General features: G+C 37.5%; 18 protein-coding genes and 1 pseudogene. 7 read left to right on the top strand and 12 right to left on the bottom strand.

What is annotated here, in order from left to right:
* Positions 1–130 precede the first annotated feature (130 nt).
* From AC5KOD_RS14855 to AC5KOD_RS14845, 3 genes are all read left to right on the top strand, one after another.
* Entirely contained in the window at positions 131–922 is a 792-nt protein-coding gene (locus AC5KOD_RS14855) for a hypothetical protein (protein ID WP_496915349.1), read from the top strand.
* 96 nt (positions 923–1018) lie between these two features.
* The gene (gene sapR, locus AC5KOD_RS14850) at positions 1019–1693 is read left to right on the top strand and encodes a two-component system response regulator SapR (protein ID WP_496915348.1); all 675 of its coding nucleotides are present in this window, start codon (positions 1019–1021) and stop codon (positions 1691–1693) included.
* 27 nt (positions 1694–1720) lie between these two features.
* The gene (locus tag AC5KOD_RS14845) at positions 1721–2764 is read left to right on the top strand and encodes a sensor histidine kinase (protein WP_496915347.1); all 1044 of its coding nucleotides are present in this window, start codon (positions 1721–1723) and stop codon (positions 2762–2764) included.
* Between the two features lie 190 nt (positions 2765–2954).
* Here AC5KOD_RS14845 and nrdG read toward each other — a convergent pair whose 3' ends face one another.
* Entirely contained in the window at positions 2955–3557 is a 603-nt protein-coding gene (gene nrdG / locus AC5KOD_RS14840) for an anaerobic ribonucleoside-triphosphate reductase activating protein (protein ID WP_496915346.1), read from the bottom strand.
* Positions 3558–3656: 99 nt separating this feature from the next.
* Complete coding sequence (nrdD, locus tag AC5KOD_RS14835; RefSeq protein WP_496915345.1) at positions 3657–5849, bottom strand: anaerobic ribonucleoside-triphosphate reductase; 2193 nt, start codon at positions 5847–5849, stop codon at positions 3657–3659.
* Positions 5850–6163: 314 nt separating this feature from the next.
* On the opposite strand from nrdD, the gene AC5KOD_RS14830 reads away from it, so the two are divergent.
* Positions 6164–6415, top strand: coding sequence for a TfoX/Sxy family protein (locus tag AC5KOD_RS14830; protein ID WP_496915344.1), 252 nt, complete (start codon positions 6164–6166; stop codon positions 6413–6415).
* Positions 6416–6482: 67 nt separating this feature from the next.
* Here AC5KOD_RS14830 and AC5KOD_RS14825 read toward each other — a convergent pair whose 3' ends face one another.
* From AC5KOD_RS14825 to AC5KOD_RS14790, 8 genes and pseudogenes are all read right to left on the bottom strand, one after another.
* Complete coding sequence (locus AC5KOD_RS14825) at positions 6483–7652, bottom strand: MFS transporter (protein ID WP_496915343.1); 1170 nt, start codon at positions 7650–7652, stop codon at positions 6483–6485.
* Positions 7653–7679: 27 nt separating this feature from the next.
* Positions 7680–8579 carry an ABC transporter permease gene (locus tag AC5KOD_RS14820; protein WP_496915342.1) on the bottom strand — a complete coding sequence of 300 codons (900 nt, stop codon included), beginning with the start codon at positions 8577–8579 and terminating at the stop codon, positions 7680–7682.
* A complete protein-coding gene (locus tag AC5KOD_RS14815) occupies positions 8572–9657 on the bottom strand; it encodes an ABC transporter permease (protein ID WP_496915341.1) in 1086 nt (361 codons plus the stop codon). The genes AC5KOD_RS14820 and AC5KOD_RS14815 overlap by 8 nt, the downstream gene beginning before the upstream one ends.
* Positions 9658–11169: an ABC transporter ATP-binding protein gene (locus AC5KOD_RS14810; RefSeq protein WP_496915340.1), complete on the bottom strand. Its 1512-nt coding sequence runs from the start codon at positions 11167–11169 to the stop codon at positions 9658–9660.
* 60 nt (positions 11170–11229) lie between these two features.
* Positions 11230–12270: pseudogene (locus tag AC5KOD_RS14805) on the bottom strand (BMP family lipoprotein).
* Positions 12271–12338: 68 nt separating this feature from the next.
* The gene (locus AC5KOD_RS14800; RefSeq protein WP_496915339.1) at positions 12339–13124 is read right to left on the bottom strand and encodes a nucleoside phosphorylase; all 786 of its coding nucleotides are present in this window, start codon (positions 13122–13124) and stop codon (positions 12339–12341) included.
* A 287-nt stretch (positions 13125–13411) separates the two neighbouring features.
* The gene (locus AC5KOD_RS14795) at positions 13412–14629 is read right to left on the bottom strand and encodes an ROK family protein (RefSeq protein ID WP_496915338.1); all 1218 of its coding nucleotides are present in this window, start codon (positions 14627–14629) and stop codon (positions 13412–13414) included.
* A gap of 183 nt (positions 14630–14812) precedes the next feature.
* A complete protein-coding gene (locus AC5KOD_RS14790; RefSeq protein ID WP_496915337.1) occupies positions 14813–15313 on the bottom strand; it encodes a GNAT family N-acetyltransferase in 501 nt (166 codons plus the stop codon).
* Positions 15314–15940: 627 nt separating this feature from the next.
* Here AC5KOD_RS14790 and AC5KOD_RS14785 point away from each other — a divergent pair.
* The 3 genes from AC5KOD_RS14785 to AC5KOD_RS14775 are packed head-to-tail and all read left to right on the top strand — an operon-like array spanning position 15941 to position 20548.
* Positions 15941–17263, top strand: a complete 1323-nt coding sequence (locus AC5KOD_RS14785; protein ID WP_496915336.1) for a PTS sugar transporter subunit IIC — start codon at positions 15941–15943, stop codon at positions 17261–17263.
* Positions 17264–17269: 6 nt separating this feature from the next.
* Positions 17270–19564, top strand: a complete 2295-nt coding sequence (locus tag AC5KOD_RS14780) for a glycoside hydrolase family 3 N-terminal domain-containing protein (RefSeq protein ID WP_496915335.1) — start codon at positions 17270–17272, stop codon at positions 19562–19564.
* Positions 19565–19576: 12 nt separating this feature from the next.
* A complete protein-coding gene (locus AC5KOD_RS14775; RefSeq protein ID WP_496915334.1) occupies positions 19577–20548 on the top strand; it encodes a LacI family DNA-binding transcriptional regulator in 972 nt (323 codons plus the stop codon).
* 76 nt (positions 20549–20624) lie between these two features.
* On the opposite strand, the gene AC5KOD_RS14770 is transcribed toward AC5KOD_RS14775, so the two are convergent.
* Together AC5KOD_RS14770 and AC5KOD_RS14765 are read right to left on the bottom strand one after the other, a co-directional pair.
* Positions 20625–22043, bottom strand: a complete 1419-nt coding sequence (locus tag AC5KOD_RS14770; protein ID WP_496915333.1) for a GntP family permease — start codon at positions 22041–22043, stop codon at positions 20625–20627.
* Between the two features lie 21 nt (positions 22044–22064).
* On the bottom strand, positions 22065–23510 hold the full coding sequence (locus tag AC5KOD_RS14765; protein ID WP_496915332.1) for a CoA-acylating methylmalonate-semialdehyde dehydrogenase: 1446 nt from the start codon (positions 23508–23510) through the stop codon (positions 22065–22067).
* Between the last annotated feature and the right edge of the window lie 9 nt (positions 23511–23519).

Raw genomic sequence — 23519 nt, 5'->3', positions numbered from 1 at the left:
ATTAGGAAGACAAAACTTCAAGGAGGAATACTACGACCTCTATCTGTACGAAATAATCATACCCCTTATGGGGATGAAAAGGAACTATCAGAATAAATCTGATAACCTTATTATACGAGGAGGCAATAGCGTGTTCGATTTTAATTTTAAATTTCCAAAAGACCGAAACAGTCTAATCTTTTTTTCAATTAGCGGCGTTGCCCTGTTACTGCTTCTAATTTCACTAATCTATTACATTGCAGGTGGATCAAGCAACTCGGCTTCACCCATTGAACCTGTCAATCCCTTAAGCTCAACTACTTCAAAAAGTAGCAACTCTGGCAAAAAACAGACTGCGTCAACAGATAATTCTGCGACACCATCGACATCAACTGAGTCTACTAAACCAGTCTCTTCTTCAAGTGGTACTGAACCAACCACTAAACAAAGTAGTACACCTGAAGGGCTAAAAAATATCATTATTGAGGCTAGTTTATCTGGAACAGAAACAAGTAATGGCGAAAGTATTAACACTTTCACTGTTAATAAGGCTATTGATGAGAAAGGCTTAGCAACAATCATTACTGAAGTGGCCGTTGCTAGATTAAATGAAGCAAGCATGGAGAGTGTCGGACATAAAGGCAATCAAGGTCTCATTGATATCTCTTTACAGCTTGAAAATAAAGGCAACGAGGCCGTCTCCATCAAACCAGAGGAAATCAAATTTACAGTCAATGGTAAAGAGTATCCGTTAGCTAATACTGCCACACTTAAAAACATGACCATTGAAAAAGGACAAAAAGTTGAAAACAATGACTTAACCTTTGTCATGCCTGAGTTAGAAAATGCAGACGCTATTAAAGAAATAAGCTTCACTTGGCAAACAACTACTGGTAAAACGACGCAAGAATACAATGTCTTACTTGTCTTAAAAAAAAGCTAGACGCTTCTAAACTATTTTTAGTTTAGGTGTCGTAGCTTTTTTTTTCTATTTTTGTTACTATACCATTAAAGCAATCAAAAAAGTGAGGGACCCACTATGTTTAAAATAATGATCGTTGAAGATGAAGAAACGATTCGCGAGCTCTTAAGTGATGCTCTAAAAAAATGGAATTTCGACACCTGTGCTACAACCAATTTTCAAGATGTTCTCAATGATTTTATCACTGAACAGCCTAATTTGGTGCTATTGGATATTAATTTGCCGGTTTTTGACGGCTTCTATTGGTGTCAGAAAATTCGTGAAGTTTCTAAAGTTCCCATTATCTTCATTTCGAGTCGCAATACCAATATGGATATGATCATGGCTATGAACATGGGAGGAGACGATTTTGTTAACAAACCCTTTTCTATGGATATCCTTATTGCCAAAATCAATGCCTTATTACGTAGGACTTATAATTATAGTGAAACAACCAGTGAAATCATGGAGCATAACGGGATTCTCTTAAATATGGAGAACAGCACCTTCCAAGTTGGGGATGATGTGGTGGATTTGAGTAAAAATGAATATAAGCTACTTTATAATTTGATGAAAAACCACGGTAAAATTTTAAGCCGTGATAAACTACTACGAGCCCTTTGGGATGATGAACGATTTGTTGACGACAATACTTTGACCGTTAATATCAACCGATTACGAAAAAAAATCGAGCAGACTGGGCTTGACGGCTATATTGAAACAAAAATCGGACAAGGCTACATCGTACCATAAAGAACAACCTAAGAAAGGATGACGCTCATGTCAGTTGGCAAATTTTTAAAGGATAAGCTTGGTGTCATCTTATTGTGGCTGAGTTTTATCGTCATCACCTGTTTAATTTTATGGTTAACACCTAGTGTCCACTTTAACCTATCAGCCATTACTTATATTCTAATTTTACAGAACTTGGCTCTGATCGTCTATTTGTCTACTAGCTATATAAAGAAACAACACTGGTTAAGCGCTATTCAAATGCAAGAAAAGCGGAACGAATTTTTATCTGACTCATTACAGCATGCAACGTCGGAAGAACAAAAAATTGTTCAAACCTATATTAACCATCTTATTGATGATCAACGCGAGTCCTTAGAAGATGTTATTCAAAGTCAACAGGACCAAAAAGACTTTATTGATAGTTGGGTACATGAAATTAAAGTCCCTTTGGCTTCTGTTAAGTTACTAAATGAAACCATTGAAGATGACATTCAAGAGCGCCAATTTTATCAACTAGAGAATGACCTTCAAAAAATCGAAAGCTATGTCGATCAGGTTCTATACTATTCACGCCTAGATACTTTCTCAAGAGATTACCTTATTCAGGAGACCTCACTAAAAAGTATTATCTTGCCACTTATTCGCCAAAATGCTAATTATTTTATTCAACACAGTTTACATTATTCAATTGAAGGCGAGGACTTTGAGGTCCTAACTGACCAAAAATGGCTAAGCTTCATCTTAAATCAAGTAATCAGTAATGCTATAAAATATACGCCAGACAACGGTTCCATTACATTAGCGCTTTCTCAAAATGACCGTGGAACTTGGTTAGAAATATCTGATACTGGTATCGGTATCCCTCTAGCTGATCAACGTCGGATTTTTGATAAAGGTTTTACCGGACAAACAGGTCGCAATCAAACACATCATTCGACTGGACTTGGTCTTTATCTCGCTAAAAGCTTGGCTGAAAAACTGGGACATCATATTTATGTTGAATCCGTTGAAGATCAAGGAACAACCATTAGTCTTCTTTTTCCATTCCTTAATTATTATACTGACGGTGCCGAAGAAAAATTACTCTAAAAAAGACACAGCCCTCTTAAAATGGCAAGCTAGTTTGATTCTCATTATACAAAAAAGTGGGACAAAAAGCAGACTAATCATCTACTTTTTGTCCCACTTTCTTTGATGTAAAGGAAAATGGTGGTCATATAACACTATCATTTGTGAAAAAGGTGGAGATTAAAACTTTTCAATTGCTATACTATTCCCACTAAATTAACTCACTTTTTTTTATCTGCTCAAAGCTTTCAGTTCCATCCACACATTTATCCCAAATAATTGCCTTGCCCGCTGCCAAAGACTTCTTAGCATCAAGGATTCGTTGATTACTACTTCCTCTAAACTGTAAATTCAAGTTACGTTTACTCAATTCAAATCGACCGTCAACCAGAATATCTAACGTATTTAATAGCGCCAATTTATCTGGGGTTTCTAACAATAGCTCTTCAAATGTATAACCCGTCCAAGACCAAATATCCCGTGTTTGACCAAACTCACTACGAATACGATTCGCTAGGGACAAACAAACATCTGTATTTAGAAAAGGCTCGCCCCCCAACAAAGTCATACCTTGAACATAATCCTGCCGTAAATCAGCCATAATTCGCTCTTCAACCTCTTCTGTGTAAGGTTGCCCATACTTAAAACTCTGAACAGCTTTATTGTAACAGCCTTCACATGCAAACAAACAACCACTAACATATAAACTGCATCTAACCCCTTCACCGTCTACAAAATTAAAGGGCTTGTAGTCCCCGTAATAATTCTGACTATGTTCTTCTGAGAGCCATTCCTGAGGTTTTGGATTACGCATCTCAATCCACTCCTTTCAATTTTAAGAGCATTCACTAAAATTAGCTGAAAAGAAAAGACTACTTAGCTTCTGTAGTCCTTTCTTAACCTATTCTATTAATTACTTCATATGTTTAACCCGTGACGAAATTTCTTTATGACGCCCATGAACCATCGGGCGAGCCTGTGGATTACCCAAATAACCACAAGTCCGTTTAACAACATCACATGATTTCGGATCGTGATTGCCACATTGTGGGCATTCAAAGCCACGTTCAGTCGGATTAAAATCACCTTCATAATTGCATTCATAACAGTGATCAATCGGAGTATTAGTACCTAAATACCCAACTTTATCATAAGAATAATCCCAAACAGCTTCTAGAGCTTTAGGATTTTGTTGTAACACAGGGTACTCACAATAATGAATAAAACCGCCTGAACAATATTGAGGGTAATCCTTCTCAAAATCAAGTTTTTCAAAAGGCGTTGGATTTTTACGTACATCATAGTGGAAGCTATTTGTATAATAATCTTTGTCCGTAATGTTTTCCACAATACCGAATTTTTCTGTATCTAAACGACAGAACCTATCAGTCAAGCTTTCACTTGGCGTTGAGTAAACACTAAAGTGATAGCCATATTCATCTCCCCACAAATCAGCATGAGCCTTCAGTGATTTCAAAATTGACACAGTAAATTCCTTGGCCTCAGGATTTGCTTCCCAGTTTCCACCATAAAATTGTGACGCTACTTCATACAGGCCTATATAACCCATTGAAACAGTTGCCCGTTTATTTTTAAAGAGTTCATTTGTTGATTGATCTTTTTTCAGCCGCTTGCCAAAGGCTCCATACATATAAAGAATCGGCGCATTTGCTGGAGTTGCTTCTTTACAACGCTCAATTCGGTATACTAAAGCATCTTTCATGATTCCCAAGCGCTCTTCTAAAATACTCCAAAACTTGTCTTGATTGCCTTCTGACTCCATCGCAATCCGTGGTAAATTAAGGGTGACAACGCCCAAATTCATTCGTCCAGCATTAACTTCTTTGCCTTCTTCGTCCTTCCACCCCTGTAAAAATGAGCGACATCCCATAGGCACTTTGAAGCTGCCAGTCAAATCCACTAACTTATCATAATTTAAAACATCAGGATACATCCGTTTTGTCGCACACTCTAACGCTAATTGCTTCACATCATAATTCGGGTCTGTTTCCTTTAAATTAACGCCATCTTTCATTGAAAAAATCAACTTAGGAAAAATAGCTGTGCGGTGTTCTTGGCCCAATCCTTTAATTCTGATTTGTAAAATGGATTTTTGAATCTCTCTCTCAAACCAATTTAGTCCAAGTCCAAACCCTAATGATGTAAATGGTGTTTGACCATTTGATGTGAATAGCGTATTAATTTCGTATTCCAAGCTTTGCATTGAATCATAAATATCTTTACTCGTCTTTGCTTTAGCATAAGCATCATGCTGGCTGTCATCTGCAATCCACTCTTTAGCATCTTGTAGATGTTTCTCATAATTCTTTTCCGCAAAAGGTGCCAATAATTCATCGATTCGATCAGCTGAACACCCGCCATATTGACTTGAGGCGACATTCGCAATAATTTGCGAAATTTGAGCCGTAGCTGTTTGGATAGACTTAGGTGCTTCAACATCTGCATTACCAATTTTAAAGCCATTGTTTAGCATGCTATCAAAATCAATTAAACAACAGTTCGTCATCGGTGTATAAGGGTGGTAATCTAAATCATGGTAATGGATATCGCCTTTTTGATGAGCATTTGCCACATGTGGCGGTAACATCTTCAAACCAATCGATTTTCCAACTATCCCAGCAGTCAGATCACGTTGCGTATTAAAGACATCACTATCCTTATTAGCATTTTCATTGACTACTGCTTGATCTTTATCAATTAATTTGCTGATAGTGAAATTAATATCTGTTGCTTTACTGCGTTCAAAATCACGATGAGTTCGGTAGTTAATATATTCTTCTGCCAAATCATACTCTTGTTGTCCTAATAAAATATGCTCCACAATATTCTGAATTTCGTATATTTTAACATTCTCAGTGAAACGCTCGGCAATCTCATCGTCAATTAATTGGACAATGTGTTGAATTCTGGCTTGGGCAAGTGGTTGAATTTCTCCTTGAATTTTTTCCTCGGCTTTTAATAGCGCATCATAAATTTTCTTATCATCAAACTCAACTAAACGACCATCTCTTTTAACAACCTGAATAGTAGCTACCTTTGAATTTAAGTACACAATATCGTCGTTTTTTCCAGCTAATTCCATCATCGAACATCAAACCCCTTTATATTTCTCTTCATATATCTTATATCACTTCTGCTATTTTTACAACCATATATTGTGCTATTTTTTTATAATATACCTATTGACAACTATATGTAGTGTGTATTTATTATTGAAAAAATTTATGAAAGCAATAATAAGAGGTGTTCCACAGTTTGTGTAACAAAAAACTTTTTTCACATTAAACTAATTTATAACATTCTCACTAATTAAAACAGTAACTCAACAAGCTATTTCTTATTCATCCGTTTTTTGATATACTGAATAATAAGAAGAAAAACGTTGGAGGTGACACATCCATGACGCGTCTATCAACCTTGCCTAATATCGGCATTACTATTGAAAAAAAATTAACTGCTGTTGGCATCTCATCCGTCGAAGAATTGAAAGAAATTGGTAGTAAAGGAGCTTTTATTAAGCTAAAAGCCTTTTACCCTGAAGTTTGTCTTGTTCATCTTTACTGCTTGCAGGGGGCAATCGATTTAATCGAATATAATAGACTACCTGAACAGCAAAAAAACGAGTTAAAACTATTCGCTGATTCTTATTAACTTACAAGGCTGATAGTCAGATACAGACAAAGTAAGAGAGTAATCAGAATTTCTTCTGATTACTCTCTTATGCTCTTCTATAAACAAGATAGTGACCTAATAAAGCGAAACTTTGAAAGCAGAGCCCTACCATACAAACTCCTAACCAGCCAAACACTTGCCAAACAGAAACACTTAAAAAAGAACCTAAAGCCCCGCCCACAAAATAAGCAAACATATAGATCGTATTATTTCGGCTACGATGTTCATCATCAAGCCCTTGAACCCGAGCTTGATTAGCAACTTGCGCCGCCTGATTGCCAATATCTATGACAATAATCCCTAAAATCAAACCAACCATTTTTTGTCCAACTAAAGCAAAGATCAAGTAAGCACTAAAGGATAAAAGTGTGCCAATGCCAATAACTAAACGAGGACTTTTTTTATCAGCTACTTTACCTACCATCGGTGCAATCAATGCGCCTACCACACCTACTAGCCCTAGTAAGCCCGCCTCTTTTGCCCCTAGATTGTATGCTGGTGACTCCATCAGAAAAATTAATGATGTCCAAAAAGCACTGAACGAACCAAACATACAAAATCCATTCCAAGCTGATTCACGTAATACTTTTTGACTTTTTACTAATTGTGGCAAACTTTTTAAAAGAGTCACATATGAACTCGTCACGGGTGGAATATTTCTAGGTAAAAATACTGTGATACTAATTAGGAGAGCCAGAAGTAAACTAGCGCCTAAAAAATAAATTGAACGCCAGCCAAAATATGAGCTAACAATCCCGCTGATAGTTCGAGATAAAAGAATCCCGATTAATAACCCGCTCATCACGGTACCTAACACTTGCCCTCTTGCTTTTGGCTCTGCTAAATGGGCCGAATATGGAATAATTACTTGTGGCACGACAGAAGCAATCCCTAAACATAGAACAAACAGTAGTAGTAACCAATAAGAAGTTGTTAAACCAATTGCTAATAGAAAAAACATGCTGATGCAGATTAATACTTGAATCAAACGCTTCCGTTCTAAAATATCACCTAATGGTACGATGAACAATAAACCGAGAGCATACCCAATTTGAATTAGGGTTGCTGCTAACCCAACTTGTGGCAATGATACATTAAGCCCCACAGCGATCATTGATTCAACTGGTTGAATGTAATATAGGCTTGCAACCGCAACCCCACATGAAATTGCTAATAAATATATGAATGGACGTGTTAATTTGAATTCTTTATCCATCTAACTAAATTCACTCCTTGCTAGTTTTTACTCTTTCCCTAGAGCTTCTGGTGATTTTGCTTTTGATTTCGCTCCAATTAAAACGATGAGAGTAATCACATAAGGTAGCATTTCAATAAATTGTTTGGGAATTTTGAAATCAGTCAAGTTAAACCGCAATGCTTGGGCAAGTGAAAAGACGCCACTAGCTACGAGCGATCCTAATGGATTCCAGCCACCAAAAATATTAGCCGCCATCCCCATAAAGCCCCGTCCCGCCACCATATCTTTAACAAAAATGTCATTTAACGATAACGATAAATAGGAGCCCGCCAAGCCTGCAATCATACCACTTAATATAACTGACCAATACTTATACTTAACGACGTTGATTCCAGCTGTTTCAACTGATTTTGGAAAGTCGCCAATTCCACGATAACGTAACCCAATTTTTGTTTTGTAAATAATAATATAGGCAACAATTCCAATCAAAAAGGTCATATACAGATACGGAGATTGCTTATTAAATAAGACTTTAATAATTGGAATTTGATTTAATAGTGGAATAGTGACTGGGGGAATAGCATTTACATTCGGGCTCATCCCTTCATTATTCCAAAACATCTTCAGTAAAACAGCGGTTAAACCACTGGCAAATAAATTGATTCCAACCCCCATTACCGACTGATGCGCTTTTAAGCGAATACAGAAGAAGGCATGAAGTAACCCTGTTAATCCTCCGACTAGAATAGCCATCAATACTCCGAAATAAGGACTTCCTGTAAAAAAACTCCCTGCCGCCCCTGCAAAAGCACCGATTAGCATCATGCCTTCAAGACCTAGGTTAATCATGCCACCACGTTCAGCAATCGTTCCACCGAGAGCAGCAAGGGCAATCGGAATAAAAATTTGAAACGTAATAACTAAAAAATCTTCAATATTAACCATTTGCAGTCACCTTCTTTCTCAGTTTTGAAACGTCCACTATTTTAGGCGCTGCTACAAAAATAATAACTAAACTTTGAATGACAATGGTGATATTAGTTGAAATTGAAGTCGTCATTGACATATTCATAGAACCTGAATTTAGCAGCCCAAAAAGGAGTGCTGTAAACACAATCGCAACTGGATGATTTCGTCCTAAGATAGCAACGGCTATCCCAGTGAAACCAAATGATGGAGAAAAACTTTCTCGAAAGCGCCCAATATTCCCACTAATTTCAGTAATACCTGCTAAAGCCGCCATCGCGCCACAAATTGCCATCGTTAAAATAATAATTAGTGTCACGTTTATTCCCGCTGCTTCTGCTGCCATTTTATTCTGACCTACGACACGTATCTTATAGCCTAGATTCGTTTTCCACAATAAAATATAGAGACATACAACAAGCCCAAGTGCTACTATAATTGAGTTTCCTAGTAAGCTATCCGTTGTGTATCGTTCAATTTGCGCAGCTAAAGGAATTGGGTCCGTATGTGCTTCCATCCCTTCGCCTTTAAACGGTCCATTCACTAAGTAAGATGTAAAAAGCGTGGCTATATAATTCAGCATGATACAGACAATCACTTCATTAATCCCTCGCTTAGCTTTTAGCAGCCCTGGAATCGCTCCCCAAAGAGCTCCCGCTAGCATTCCCACAATATAACCGACTGGAAGCATGATAAATTTAGGTAAGCTTGGAAATGTTAAGGTAAACACTACAAACCCCATAGCCCCCATGTATAACTGCCCTTCGGCACCGATATTTAACATACCACCTCGTTGTCCAACTGCAACTGCAAGCCCGGTAAACATTAAAGGTATACTCATCGCAATTGTGTTAAAAATTGCTCTGCGCCCGCCAAACGCTCCTTTCAATAACGCGGAAAAAGCATCAAGCGGCGAGTACCCCATTAAAATAATGATAATTGATCCCACCAAAAAAGCTAAGAGAATGGCAAATAACGAACCAACAATTTCTTCCATAGGCAAGCGCTTTAAAGAGCTGCTAAGCCAATTAGTCTTCTTTTTTTCTTGTGTCATCATTTAGCCCTTCCTTTCTACAAGTGTCTCTCCTGCCATTAACAAGCCAATCTCTTCTCTCGATAGCTCCCCTCGAGCTACCTGCGCTTTAAACTGACCTTCATATAAAACTGCAATGGTATCACTTAAATTCATTATTTCTGACAGCTCTGCTGATATTAATAAAATTGCCTTACCTTCATTTTTTAAATCTAACAATGTCTGATGAATAAATTCAATGGCTCCAATGTCTAGCCCACGAACGGGCTGAGCTGCAATCACTAATTTTGGTGCCATACTGACTTCACGACTCAATATAACTTTTTGTTGATTCCCACCAGATAACTGGCCAATTTTATCTTTGGTTGTTGGCACTTTTACTGCAAATTTTTCTACCAACTCACAGGCATGTTGATCCAGTACTTTTTCATTGATAAAGCTTCCCTTAGTAAAGACTGCTGAGTCTTGATAGCCCAGCAAGTAATTTTCCATTATTGAAAAATCTTCCACCATCGCCCGCTTATGACGGTCAGATGGAATATAGCCAATTCCTAATTCTTTCCTTTTTTTCACCTCATAATCATTGATCGGTTGGGAAAGAAATTCAATTGTTGCTATCGGATTAGCCGCTTTTAGACCCATGATTAATTCTTCTAATTCCAATTGACCGTTGCCTTCAACTCCAGCAATTCCAAATATCTCTCCCGCTTTAATCTCGAAAGAAACCTCAGCTTTTTCGTTACTAGCTAACTGCAAATTATTAACTTTTAAGACCGTTTCACCAAATTTTGGTGCAGTTTTATTAACTACCGATTCTACGTCTCTTCCCACCATGTATTTAGCCAAAATCATCGGATTAACGTCCTTTGTCTCTACTGTTGCTACTTTTTTTCCTTTACGAAGAACACTCACCCGATCCGAAATTGCCATTGTTTCATTTAATTTATGGGTGATAAAAATGATCGTTTTGCCATCCTCTTTAAGTAAATTCAATATTTTAAAAAGTTCAGTCACTTCCTGTGGCGTTAGAACAGCCGTTGGTTCATCCAAAATAATAATGTCCGCACCACGGTAGAGTGTTTTTATAATTTCTACACGTTGCTTGATACCAACTGAAAGTGTTTCAACTTTTTCGTCTAAACTTAATTGAAAATTGTATTTTTCGATTAACTCATTCACCATTGCTCGAGATTTTTCATAATCAATAAAGAATGATCCTTGCTCTTTCCCCATGACGATATTTTCCAACACTGTTAATTGCTCGACTAACATAAAATGTTGGTGAACCATTCCAATCCCGTTTAAAAAAGCATCTTTTGGATTCTTAATTGTGCTTTTTTTCCCACGAATAAATACTTCTCCTTTTTCAGGATGGTACAGACCAAAAAGAATGTTCATCAAGGTCGTTTTTCCCGTACCATTTTCACCGAGTAAACAATGAACTTCATTTTCACGCACGTCAAACGAAACATCATTATTCGCAACAACAGAGCCGAATACTTTAGTGATATGATTCATTTCTATGGCGTATGTCACATGACTTCCTCCTCGTATTGAGCTAACCTCAAAGCTGCTAGCCCGCTCAGATAATCCGTGTTACTTAGTATAGCTATTAGCAGAAACAAACGCGTCAACTTCGCCAATTGATTCTGGCACTTTCAACTCATCATTAACCACACGCTCTTTAATAACCTCAACTTGATCAATAATCTCTTGCGGTACTTTCACCTTGCTTCCTTCAAGGGTATAGCCGACTGCATTTTCTTTTAGCCCTAAATGATGAACTCCTGCTTCAAAATTGCCTGAAATCACCTCTTCAATACAGCGGAAAACCGATTCGTCAGCTTTTTTTAGCATACTTGCCATAATGGTCTCTGGCTCAATGCTATTTTGATTTGTATTGACTCCCACGGCTAAAATATCCTACTCTTTAGCTGCTTGAAACACCCCTGATCCTGATGCACCAGCTGCATGATAAATGATTGAAGCCCCTTTTTGACTCATGGTATTCGTCATAACTTTCGCAGTTGATGGATCTTGAAACCCGCCGACATAATCAGCTAAGACTTTATTATCTTGATTAATGTACTGAATTCCAGCTTGATAACCAGCTAAAAACTTATTAATTTGCGGGTTATTGACGCCACCTACGAACGCAAATGTATGTTTATCAGTGATCTTGTCTGATATTTTTGCTTCGGCTGCTAAAGCTACTAGAGTCCCAACTAAAAAAGAACCTTCTTCTTCCTTTGAAACATAACTCGCTACATTTTTTCCTTCTAGGTCAGCATCAATCATCACAAATTTTTGATCTGGGTACTTTTCTGATAGTTTGGCAACAATGTCAGATTGCTCTTGTCCAACCGCAATAATTAAATCATAATCACCTGTACTCGCCATCGTTTCCTGCGCATTTTCTTGATCGGAAGATGTATCAGGCTCAACTTCATTAAATGTAATACCTAAATCCGTTTCTGCACGTTTCAAACCTGATTGAACTACGTCATTAAAAGAGTTGCCACCTAGCTTTGCTTTTGTATAAATCACGCCAACATTCGCTTTAGCTTCGGTTTTGGCTTTTTTATTAGTTTCACCATTACCACACCCTACTAAAATCAGACTAATCAATACTACCATCAATAAAAGTAACCCACTCTTTTTTCTCATTAAAGTTCTCTCCTGTCCTTTTTCTCATTTGTAAAAAACTAGCTTACTACTTGATCTTGTTTAATCACCTGGCGCATTGCTTCAATTCCAGCTCTAATCACTTGATCCTCTAAATCATAGCTATCGCCTAGTTTCTGTTCTTTTCCTTGACCTTTTCCGCCAACATTTTTTCCATCAGTCGCACTGACTAGTATACTGGCTGTCCTAATACCTAAGGCTGAGCCTACAGCGAAAACGACTGAACACTCCATGCTAGTTGATGTAGCACCACCGCGAAGATATTCTTCCCATTTTCGCATTAACTCCTGCCCCACTGGTTTGGTTTCTGGCTCTGTTTGTGAATGAAAAGAAGCTTTTGTAATCGACACATCCGTATGATAAACAAGACTAAGCTTTTCTGCCGTCTCACATAAAATTCTCATTAATTCAAAATTAGGAACGGCTGGAAATTCCATTGGCAAGTAGTGGCTGCTAGTTCCTTCCATTCTAACGGCACCAGATGGAACTAAAATATCTCCCTTTGAGACTTTCTCACTCATGGAGGCACAGGTACCAATACGGATCATTGTATCGACCCCAATCTTATTTAACTCTTCTACCGCAATAGCCGTTGATGGACCTCCTATGCCCGTGCTAGTTACGACTACTTTCACGCCATCCAAGGTTCCTACAAATGATCGAAATTCTCGATTAAAAACTAACTCCTGAGGATTGTCCAAATACTGGGCTATTTTCTCAGTTCTTTCGGGACTTCCAGGTATAAAGGCGTATCGCCCAACATCTTGCTTGGTTAATCCAATATGCATCATTTTTGTGTTTTCCATTTTCCATGCCTCCACTTTTCTTTAGCTTCTCTCACATCAGTATCCGCTTTCATTAACAACTAATAAAAAAAGCCATTCAATTATTTTTTAGCAACGTCAGTTGTTTACCGGTTAAACAAATTTGACCAGTAGTAATATCTCACCATTCTTATTACCAAAAACGCAAAATGATTACTAACTTGATTCTCATTATAGCTCACAATAAAATAAAACACAACATCTTTTTACTTTTTTGGAATAAAGTAGCGAAAATGATAAAAAAAATAGGCCTAGGCCTAATTTTTTATTTAAATATAAATCGTTTCTTCTACAATGGTATCAAAAATTAAGCACCCAGCTCCTTGAGCAACCGTATTAAATTGTTGATCAGTCGATTGAATTAAAACCTCAGCACGGGTTTCAGCAGCAGATAACCGTGTTTCTATAATTTCTTTTACCTTATCAAACATTCTTAATCCGATTGTACCGCCCACAATAACGACCTCTGGATGAAGATGTAAAATTAAATTACTCAACCCAATCCCGAAGTAAAGAGCCGCATCCTCAGTAATACGCACGCAAAGGGAGTCTCCCTCTTCAATACCAGCAATCATATGAAAATAATTCAGTTCATCTACTGTATCAACAAACTTGGTAATGCTCGAAGGCTCACCCATTTTTATTCTCTTAATAATCTCATCAAAAACTACTGGTAAACTCGCGTAACGTCCCAAACATCCAAACGCCCCGCAAGAACACGCACGACCATTAGCTTCAACAATCGTATGGCCAAAGCTATCAACCTCTTGGCTAGTGCTATACAAAAGTCCGCCATTAAAAATCGTGGCCGATCTAATCAGCAAATCACTTGAAACGTAAATTAACCGATTATATTTATTCCAATAATTAGCGCGATACTCGCCTAAAGCAGCTAAATTTAACGCAGAATCTATCATAACTTTTAGACCTGTACGTTTGCTCAAATTTTCTACAATATTATATCCCTGCCAACCAAGTGAGTCCAATATTCCACCATCAGATAAACTATTCAGCTGACGGTCAACAGTAGCTAAAACACCAATGCCAACGCCTAGAAGCTTTTCCTTAGGGACGCCTTTCTCTTGGCACATATCATTGATTGCCATTGTCATAAAATCCATTACCATTTGCGGCTCACTATAATCATCAATTCGCAAACGTCGGAAACACTTCACCTCTAGTTTTAAATCAAGTAAAATAATTTTAGCAAAAAGATGACTAATTTCTGCCCCAATAATATACCGAAGTTCTGGATTAATTCGATATACTTTTGGCTTCCGTCCCCCACTAGAGAGTCCAACCTCACTGTCATCAATCAAATTCTTCTCAACTAACTCATCTAATAAACGGACAACTGTCCCGTGTTTGTACCCAGTGGCCTCTTTTAATGCACTAATATCACTGGTTCCCATCTGTCTGATAAGTCGATAAAGCTCTTTGACTTTCAGGTCTTTTGCACTGGTTAAATTAATAAATTCTTCTAGCATTTTTTAGCCATCCTTTATCTTCAATTAATCACGACAGGAAATCATATGACTTTCCACTTCTTACTCATCATAACTTATTTCCATAAAAGTTAAAAGTATTAAAAAATAAACTTCTGGCTATCGTAAAAAATAATTTCTCCTAATTCGTTATTTTATTAACCATCCCTACAATCTCTCTCACTCTCAAATTTGCGCTATCCCAATTCTTCTCTCATATATTTTTAACTGTTCATTGTTTGGATAAGCTTTCTTCGTCTCAACAAACTTATTTTTTTTATACAGGTAATTCGCTTGACTATTTTTATCATGGCACGCTAGTTTTATCAAATTAACAGTTCCTAAAGGAAACGTTTTAATAAATTTGAGAACTTCTTCAAAAGCTCTCTTCCCATACCCTTTGCCTTGATAACTTATATCAATTATAAACGCATCGATAAAATAACTATCCTCCAAAAAAAAATGCGGCTCAGTCTTTGCAGGCATAAACACAATTTTAGTAAATCCTATAATTTTTTTATCAAGGCTTATCCCTAAACAAGCGTCAGGATACCCAGACTTTAAATTAACATATCCCTGAGATAAGAATAGTGCTACTGACGGCACGTAGCTTTCTTGTTCGTTACTTATTTTTATATTGACTGTTTCCCAAAAGTTATCCCATGTAATTTCAACTAATTCAATCATCACTCATCCTCATCTTTTTTTCACTTAATTGGCTAACATATCTACTCGCAATACACTAACTTTAAGTAATAATAACTAATAAGTCAATCCAGCGTAAAAAAATAACCTAGTGAACATCCCTTTTTCTAGCTAGTCATAAGTCACTCGAAGTACTGCCTTACGCCTATTAGCTATGTCTCTCATCAATCGATAGAAAAATCAAGAGCCTAAAAGGAGTGATTTAGATGCTTTTACAAAAATAAAAATATGTAATAATAAACAAAAACTATCATTTAACAAAACATTCTCAATAAAGTTTGTGTAGCCCAGCTGAAATAACATATCATTAGTCATTTTATCTCTTTTCTCGCAGTTAGTTAGCATAAAGTGATGCTGCATATTTACAAGCAGCTCCATTCAAAAACTTTTCTATATCAAAAAATTGAGTACTATCTCCATAAAATAAACCTTCTCTTCTTTGTCCATATGGATTAGAATCTAACAAGAAGCACTCACTTTTCTATTGTTGATTTTCCACAATAATACTAACTAATCCCTTCCCAGAAAGAAAAGGCTTGCACAATACCATAAAGTCTCGTATAATTCAAAATTGAACCGGTTCAATTTTCGTTTAAAAAGGAGACTACTATGAAAACTATTGACAAAGTATCAGAAAAATTACTTCCTGTTGTTTCAAAAATTAATGATCAACGACATTTATTGGCTATTCGTGATAGTTTTATTATGACAATGCCACTAGTTATGGCGGCCTCATTCATGATTTTGCTTAATGCCTTAATTTTTTCAAACACGACTATTCAAAAAGTGGTGGATCTTAGTTTTATGTCAGATTTGGCTGTCATTGTAAACAATGGAACAATGGGCATTCTATCACTTATTGTTTGCTATAACATTGGCGTAAACTTAGCTAACTATTACATCAAAAACAAGCTAATTAAGGACCCTTCATTTAGCTCAGTTCATGCTGGTATTCTAAGCTTAGCAACCATGTTCATCTTAATGCCAGTAAATAGTGTGGTCACTCTTGCAGATGGCAAAACTACCGAAATAGGTGGCGTCTATTTACAAAGCTTAACTTCTTCAGCCGGACTTGCAACAGCGATGATTTGTGGTCTTTTAAGCACAGAACTATTTGTGCGATTGACTAAATTTAAAAAGTTAAAGATCAAAATGCCCGATGGCGTTCCACCAGCAGTCGCGACCTCTTTTAATTCTTTAGTTCCCGAAGTTATTGTTATTTTAACCTTTGGTATTTTTGTTTTCGCTCTTGATAAACTTGCTGGACTCAATTTCCCTGAGCTAATCAACTTGATTATTCAAACACCATTAAAAGGTTTTGTATTATCAGTTCCTGGTATTTTACTTCTACAATTTTTCTCTGATTTCCTTTGGGTATTTGGTATGCACGGTTCTAGTATTTTAGCACCTATCAGACAAGCACCATTACTTCAAGCGATTGAAGAAAACATGGCTGCCTTCGGACAAGGTAAAGACATCCCTAATATTATTACAGAGCCTTTTGTGAATGCATTCGGCTTGATAGGTGGAGGGGGTTGTATTTTACCACTAATAATTGCCATCATTTGGGCTTCTAAAAGAAGTGATCAACGTCAAATTGCAAAACTTGGTTTAACAACCAGCTTCTTTAATATTACTGAACCTGTGATGTTTGGTTTACCAGTTGTAATGAACCCATTATTTATGATTCCGTGTGCGCTTATTCCTTCAATTAACTTAATTATTGCTTATTTCGCAACAAGTATTGGATTAATAGGAAAAACTGTTGCAGCGGCGCCATGGATTACGCCACCCGTTATCCAATCATTTATTTCAACTGGTGGTAATGCAATGGCTGCTGTACTGACCGTATTTCTTATTATTCTAGATGTTTTTCTATTCTTACCATTTGTAATAGCAAGTAACAAGGCAGCAATACTGAAAGGGGAATAAAAAAAATTGACGAATCATCCATATAAAAATCCATATCTAACCATTCGACAACGGACAGAGGACCTACTTTCTCGAATGAATACTCAAGAAAAAATAGCCCAAGTAAATCAACACCTCTACGGCTGGGAATGTTATACATCGACTACTGATGGGATCACATTAACAGAGAAATTTAAAGAACATGTAAAATGGGGCGGTGGCTTGGGAGCCTTATATGGTCTTTTCCGAGCTGATCCTTGGTCAAAAGTTGATTTTAGTAATGGAACACCTTTGGAAGATTGTTGGAAAGTTGCAAATAACGTACAAAAATATGTTATTGAACAATCAAGATGGGGCATTCCAGCTTTATTTGTAGAAGAGTGTCCCCATGGTCACCAAGGTTTGGAGGGCATTTCCTATCCGACAAACCTTGGGCGTGGCAATTCTTTCAATTCAGATTTAATAAAAAAAAGTAGTCAATTGATGGCAAAAGAACTTGCTTATAAAGGAATTCACCTAGCATTAGTCTCAACCTTAGATTTGGCAAAAGATCCACGTTGGGGACGATCAGAAGAGTGTTTTGGTGAAGATCCTATTCTGGCAGCAAAAATGAGTGAAGCTGTAATTAGTGGCTTTCAAGGCAATATAATTAACCAAGAGACAAACTTTTTAGATCAAAATGTCTTTGAAATTAATAAAAAACCAGAAGAAATCGGTGTCGTGTTAAAGCATTGTATCGGACAAGGCGAAGCCTTAGGTGGGCATAATTCTGGAACGGTCACAATCGGTCCAAGAGAATTTTCAGATATCTACTTGCCACTGCTTAGGAGTGTTAAGAATGCTGTAGGACTTATGGCTGCGTACAATGATATTGATGGTGTTCCTTGCCATATGAATAAGCAGCTATTTAATGTTTTATTACGCAAGGAAAATAATTATCAAGGCCTTATAATGGCAGATGGTATAGCTCTAGATCGTTTGACTGATGTCTTTGATTCAACATCCAAAGCAGCGGCAGCAGCGCTTTCTGCTGGCATCGACTTAAGTTTATGGGATGAAACATACACTAAAATCACCGACAGTCTTAAAGAGAACTTAGTTAGTGAGGACATACTGGACCAAGCAGTGTTTAGAGTACTATCGATCAAATTTTTATTAGGTCTTTTTGAAAATCCCTATATTTCAGATCCAAAAGAAATGCTTCAAAATGTCATTGATGACTCTAAAAAAATGAATTTAACAGTTGCTGAAGAAAGTATGACTTTGGTAAAAAATGAGAATATTTTGCCCTTACAGGATACCTATAAAAAGATTTCAGTAATTGGGCCAAACGCAGATGACTTATATAATTTATTGGGCGATTATACGGCTCCACAAAATAAGACTCTATTAAATCAAACAATCTATAGGAAGTTAAAAACCGAATTAAAACATGCAGATGTTCAATTTGCCCAAGGTTGTGAGGTTCGTAATAGCGAGAATCAACAACCACTTCTCGACGAGGCCGTAGACTTAGCAAAAGAATCCGAACTCATTATTACGGTCTTAGGCGGATCTAGTGCTCGAAATTTTGATATGGCATTTTTAAGAAATGGCGCAGTCTCATCAAAAGGAATTAACATGGATTCCGGTGAAAATGTAGATGTTGCCTCTCTTTCTCTTGGTGGTATGCAGTTAACGCTATTACGAAAACTAAAAGAGTTGAACAAACCGATTATTACTATAATGGTTCAGGGGCGTCCCTATGATATTTCTGAAGTCGAAGAGCTCTCTAACGCTGTTTTAGTAGCATGGTTCCCTGGGCAAGAAGGTGCTGAGGCAATCACTAATACACTAGTTGGGAAAAATAATCCCAGTGGAAAATTAAGTATTTCTTACGCTAGAAACAGTCAACAATTACCTGTCTATTACTATCAAAGAGATGCTAGCAAACAAGACGATTACTATGATGAAAGCGGAGCACCCTTGCATCCGTTTGGTAGTGGTCTAAGCTATACTAAATTTGCCTATCGTGATTTATCTATAAAACAATCAATTGACAGTATCGTTGTATCTGTTAAAGTTAAAAATATAGGTAAATTTACTGGAAAAGAAGCACTATTACTTTTTGTCAGATTAAAAGGCGGCTCTGTTATTCAGCGGAATAAATTATTAAAAGCGTTCTGTAAAGAAACGCTTGATGCTGGCGAAGAAAAGGAAGTTTCTTTTATACTATCAACCGAAGATTTTACCTATATGGATGTTGACTACCAGCTAAGAAAAGCTGATAGTGCAACTATTATACTTGATACTTGTGAAAAAGAACTATCATTGACTATATAGGAGTGGAATAAAATGTCATCAATTAGAGAAGTAGCGAAATTAGCTGGAGTATCCGTTGGTAGTGTTTCACGTTATCTAAATGGACAACGTTTAAAAGAATCTAATATGCAAAAGATTTCAAATGCCATAGAAGCTCTTGACTATAAAGAGAATATCATTGCCAAGGGATTGAAAAACAACCAAAGTTTTTCTATTGGTTTATTAATGAGTAGTATTTCAAGTCGTTTTGGTGCTGAGGTTGTTTCGAGCATTTCAGAAATTATGGAGTCCAATGGATATAGTATACTGCTTAGCGGATACAATGGTGACCCAACTCTAATTGATAAAAAGATTAACTATTTAATGAATCACTCTGTAGATGGCTTAATTGTGTTTTTAGCTGATGAAGAATGGACAGGGATGGAAAAACTTGCCCAATTAACAATCCCTGTCATCTCTATCAATAGTCCAAATCAGTTAGACAATGTCGATACAATCTTAACAAATGATCAAGCTTGTGTAAAAGAGGTTATAACGGAGATCATCTCTCATGGTCATAAAAAAATCGGTGTGATTGCTGCCCCACAAACTGATTATGTGGCTCAAGAGCGGCTAGCAGGAGTAAAAAAAGCTACAGAATATTTAACAGATATAGACGTTGAAGTAATTATTGGCGACTACTCTCGCTTAAGCGGCTATCAAGCAACTGAGAAACTTTTATCTCAGGGAGTGACAGCTCTTTTTGTAAGCAATTATAATATGGCGCTCGGGTCAATAGAGTGTCTCAATCAAAAAGGGCTAGTTCTTGGGAAAGATATATTATTTAGTAATTACGACTATTATGATGAACTCAATGTCACTCAATCTTCTCGAATAACTATTCAACCACCCACAGAAGAAATAGGACAGGTTTGCGCTGAGATATTACTGAAACGAATGAAAAATGAAAGTGTGTCCGAGGGCAAAACTGTTATTGTGAATAATCGACGAACTAAGTTAAATTAAGAATTAAATGCAAAACAAGTGAAGTTTGGGATGTTTGCTTCCCCCTCCACTTGTTTTTTTATAACTATCTGCAAACCTACACCCAGCCGCTTAAATAATAGATGCCTATTACCACAATAACACCTGATGTTTTAAGAAGAGTGATACCAAATATATCCTTATAGGCCTGCTTATGAGTTAATCCTGTCACAGATAATAAGGTAATAATCGCACCATTATGAGGCAATGTGTCCATTCCACCAGAAGCCATCGCAACAACGCGATGCATCACTTCCAAAGGAATTCCCGCATTATTAGCATTTTGAATAAATTTATCCCCCATAGCACTCAAGGCGATACTCATCCCACCAGAGGCAGAACCTGTGATGCCTGCTAAGACGTTTGTACTGACCGCACCATTGACTAACGGGTTAGTAAACGCTGTTCCAAGTCCAGTCTGAATTAATGCAAAGCCCGGTAGCGTCGCAATAATTCCACCAAAACCATATTCCGACCCTGTATTCATAGCAGCCAGTAAAGCACCACCAATGCTTTGATTTACGCCCTCTTTGATCTCTTTTATAATTCTTGGATTATACAGTATTGTTGCGATAATACCTAATAATAGTGCTAGAATAACAGACCAAACCCCCAGAACATTCCCAATTTCAATCACGCCAAATTGTTCTAAGCCAACAGCGGAAAAATCAAAACCATTTGGATACCACTTTGGTAATAAGCTCGTGAAACCTTTATTCGCTACACCTACCAGTACCAAAGGGATAAAGGCAGCAACCCGTCGTCCAGTTGATTCAGACATAACCTCATCTGCTGATTGAATGCCCTTAGCTTTTTCAGCTTCATTGCGCTCACTGTCAAAATAACCTTCACCTTTCTTTTTATACGTCTTTACGCGCCATTCTAGATAAAGCATGCCAACTGTTAAGACATAGAGGGAACCAATCAATCCTAAAATTGGGGCGGCATATAACGTCGTGTTAAAGTAGGTCGTGGGAATGACGTTTTGAATTTGAGGGGTACCTGGTAAAGCATCCATTGTAAATGAGATAGCTCCCAAGGTAATAGTTCCCGGAATTAAACGCTTTGGAATATCTGCTACCATAAACAGTTTTTTGGCAAATGGATACACTGCAAAAGAAACAACAAATAAACTGACACCACTATAAGTTAAGATGGCACACAATAGCACAATTGTTAAGATCGTGCGCTTTGCGCCAATAACTTTGATTAACGTATTAGCAATTGATTCAGCTACACCAGTCATTTCCACTAACTTACCAAAAATTGCTCCCAGTAAAAATACTGGGAAGTAATTTTTAATAAATTCAACCATCTTTACCATAAAAATATTGGAAAAGAATGGAAGAATTTGCGCGGGTGAAATAAGGGCAACTGCCAACAGAGCACAAAGAGGGGCAAAAATAATCACCGAATGACCTTTGTACGCTGCAAACATTAGTAAACCGAGGGCTAATAAAATAATTAGAATCTCCATGTTCTTTTCACCTCAATTAGTTTAGTACATCGCTGTAACCATCTTCTTACGAGTATAAAAATTAACTCCATCTTTACCATTAGCATGTAAATCACCATAAAATGATTTTTTGTAACCAGAGAATGGGAAGAACGCCATTGGCGCAGGTACGCCTAGATTGATCCCAAGCATGCCTGAATCCATTTTGGTTCTAAATGTACGAACTGCTGCGGCACTGTCGGTATATAGACCAGCTCCGTTAGCAAAGTCTGACTTATTAGCCACCTCAATCCCCTCTTCAAGTGAGTCTACTCGAACAACGGATAGAACTGGTGCAAAAATCTCATCATTCCAAATCTTCATACCCGGCTTCACGTTATCAAAGATGGTGCCACCTAAAAAATATCCCTTTCCTTTCGTCGCCTTGTCTTGTCGTCCATCTCGTACAAGTGTCGCGCCTTCTGCAATACCACTTTCAATGTAGCCAATCGTTTTTTCTTTGTGAGCTTCACGAATCACAGGTCCCAGGAATACATCCTTATCTAAGCCATTCCCTACAATCATCTCATCTGCTGCAAGTTTCAAGCGCTCAACTAGCTCATCTGCAATCTCACCAACTGCTACCACAACAGCCGCAGCCATGCATCGCTCGCCAGCGGATCCAAAGGCTGCCGCTGTAATGTTTTTAACTGTTAAATCCATATCAGCATCTGGCATTACGATCGAGTGATTTTTTGCACCAGCTAAGGCTTGAACACGCTTGTCATGAGCCGCCGCCGTGTGGTACACATACTCGGCAACAGGTTGTGATCCCACAAAAGAAACAGCTTTTATTTTTTCATGTGTTAAAATGCCATTTACAACATCGTGAGCACCGTGAACAATATTAAAAACACCTGCTGGAAAACCCGCTTCTTCAATCAATTCAGCTAAACGATTAGCTAACAAAGGGGTTCTTTCCGAGGGTTTCAAGATAAAGGTATTTCCTGTTGCAATAGCCAACGGGAACATCCAACAAGGGACCATCATCGGAAAGTTGAACGGCGTAATCCCACCGACAACACCAATTGGGTAACGATACATAGCCGACTCAACTCCATTGGCAATATCTGGTAATAATTCGCCCATCATTAAACTTGGTGCCCCCGCCGCAAATTCCACATTTTCAATACCACGTTGAACTTCACCTTTGGCCTCAGATAGACTTTTGCCATTTTCCTTTGTAATAATTTCCGCTAATTCATCCCAGTGCGCCACCAATAATTGTTGGTATTTAAACAATAAGCGTGCACGGCGAGGAACTGGCGTATTACTCCACTCCTCAAACGCATTATCTGCAGCTTCAACAGCTGTTTCAAAATCTGCTTGATTCGAGAGTGGGACACGTGCCATCACTTCTCCTGTGGCGGGATTTGGTACCTCTTGTGTGTCAGTTGCAGTTGCAGCAACCCATTGACCATTAATATAATTTTTAACAATTTCTACCATGTTATGTCG

This window comes from Vagococcus sp. WN80Y, from assembly GCF_059621045.1.
The sequence above is the reverse complement of the archived record's forward strand: the minus strand, read 5'-3'. Positions and strand labels throughout refer to the sequence as shown.